Source organism: Mesorhizobium sp. M4A.F.Ca.ET.020.02.1.1, from assembly GCF_004022645.1.
Classification (GTDB): domain Bacteria; phylum Pseudomonadota; class Alphaproteobacteria; order Rhizobiales; family Rhizobiaceae; genus Mesorhizobium.
In genome coordinates, this window is record NZ_RZOI01000945.1 from 1 (window position 1) to 1,943 (window position 1,943).

Annotated in this window: 3 protein-coding genes; 2 read left to right on the top strand and 1 reads right to left on the bottom strand. The window is 69.5% G+C overall.

From position 1 onward, the window contains the following. A partial coding sequence (locus tag EN742_RS33450) for an aminotransferase class I/II-fold pyridoxal phosphate-dependent enzyme (RefSeq protein ID WP_128333798.1) occupies nucleotides 1-413 on the top strand: 413 nt, incomplete at its 5' end. Nucleotides 414-418: 5 nt separating this feature from the next. Here EN742_RS33450 and EN742_RS33455 read toward each other — a convergent pair. Next, nucleotides 419-1,309, bottom strand: coding sequence for a LysR family transcriptional regulator (locus tag EN742_RS33455; protein ID WP_126054162.1), 891 nt, complete (start codon nucleotides 1,307-1,309; stop codon nucleotides 419-421). Nucleotides 1,310-1,479: 170 nt separating this feature from the next. Between EN742_RS33455 and EN742_RS33460 the strand changes: the two genes are divergently transcribed. Next, nucleotides 1,480-1,943, top strand: a 464-nt coding sequence (locus EN742_RS33460) for an MFS transporter (RefSeq protein WP_245492456.1), incomplete at its 3' end; no start/stop codon positions are given.

Below are 1,943 nucleotides of genomic sequence, written 5' to 3' on the forward strand. Positions count from 1 at the left end.
CCCGCGACTGGATCGAGCAGCTCACCGATCTCAAGATCGCCACGACCTTCGGCGGCGGCAGGCTGGCGGCCGAACTGGTGCTGACCCTGCTGAAGGACGGCAGCTACCGCAAGCATGTCGAGGCGTTGCGCATCCGGCTTGCGCGCGCCATGGCCGAAACGAGTGCCCGCCTGAAGTCGATCGGCATCACGCCGTGGATCGACCAGCCGGCCGGCCTGTTCCTGTGGTGCAGCCTGCCGGAGGGCGTGGATGCAGCCGAAGTCGCCCGCCGCGCGCTGGCCGACAATGTCGTGCTGGCGCCCGGCAATGCGTTCAGCCTGTCCGGAACGGCCAGCCGCTTCCTGCGCTTCAACGTCGCCCAGTCGGGTGACGAACACATCTTCACGGCGCTCGCAGCGGCGATGTCCGGGTAGTCCGGTCAGCGCGCCGCGCAAATCTCCCGCACGCAATCGCGCAGCCAGCGTTGCGCCGGATCGGCGTCGAGGCGCGGGTGCCAGAGCATCGAGATGGTCACCTCCGCCGTCGCGACCGGCAAGGCAAAGCTGAACATGCCGGCGCGCGCCCCTTCGGTGTGCCGCTCAGGGACGCTGGCGATCAGGTCGGACGCGCGCGCCAGGGCGAGTGCCGCCGAAAAGCCCGACACCATGGATACCACGGTCCGCCGCAGCCCAAGCTGTTCCAGCGCCTCGTCGATCGGTCCCCTCTCGCGGCCGCGCCTCGAAACGCTGATGTGGCGGCCGGCCGCGAAGCGCTCCGGCGTGACGGCGCCCTGGCTCAGCGGATGGCCGGCCCGCGCCGCGCCGATGAAGCGGTCGCGAAAGAGCGTCTGGATGCGGATCTCGGGTCCGGTCTCGCCGGCGACGCCGATCTCCAGATCGATGGTCGCGTCGCGCAGCGAAGCGACGTCCTTGTCGGACTTCGGCGCGAAACGCAGCCGCACATTGGGAGCTTGCGCGCCGACGCTGGCGACAAGCCGCGGCCCGAACTCCTCGACGAAGCTCTCATTGGTGCGCAGCGTGAAAGTCCGATCCAGGCCTTGCAGGTCTAGCAGCCTGGCGGGGCGCAGTAGAGCTTCGCCCTCCTCGACCACGCGGCCCACCTGCAGCCGCAATTCCTGCGCGCGCGGCGTCGGCACAAGGCCCCGGCCGGCGCGGACCAGCAGCGGATCGCCGGTCGCCTCGCGCAGGCGCGCCAGCGTGCGGCTCATCGCCGACGGGCTGAGGCGCAGCCTTTGCGCGGCGCGCGCCACACTGCCTTCGTTCAGCAGGACATCCAGCGCGACAAGCAGGTTGAGGTCGGGCGACGGCATGCCCGGACCATAGCACGGATATATGGCGTCGCATGCATGAATAAGATGCAAATACTGCGTCTTCCGCCATGCCAGCCACAAGCGTACGACCGGCCGACAGATCGGCCTTGGCGGTGCCACCGGCAATGCCAGGGCAAAGGAGCAAAATCTTGGCGGACATTGCGGAAAAAATTGGAACCGAGAGCAGCTGGAATGGCCGCGCTGCGCCCACGCGGGTCGGATGGGCGCTGGCCAGCCTGTCGCTTGCCACGCTGTTGCCCTCGCTCGGCACCAGCATCGCCAGCGTCGGCCTGCCGGCCCTGATGCAGGCGTTCGGCGCCTCGTTCCAGTCCGTGCAATGGGTGGTGCTGGCCTACCTGCTTGCCATCACCACCATGATCGTCAGCGCCGGGCGGCTGGCCGACATTGTCGGCCGCCGGCCGCTGCTGCTCGGCGGCATCGCCCTGTTCACGGCCAGCTCGGCGCTCTGCGCGCTGGCGCCGTCGCTTGGCCTGCTGATCGCGGTGCGGGCCGCGCAAGGCCTTGGCGCGGCGGTGATGATGGCGCTGACGCTGGCCTTCGTCGCCGGCACCGTCCCTAAGGCCAGGATCGGCAGCGCCATGGGCCTGCTCGGCGCCATGTCGTCGATCGGCAC

Bases quoted from the DNA above. Each gene is read 5' to 3' on its own strand.
- EN742_RS33455 (WP_126054162.1), bottom strand. From the start codon at position 1,309: ATGCCGTCGCCCGACCTCAACCTGCTTGTCGCGCTGGATGTCCTGCTG.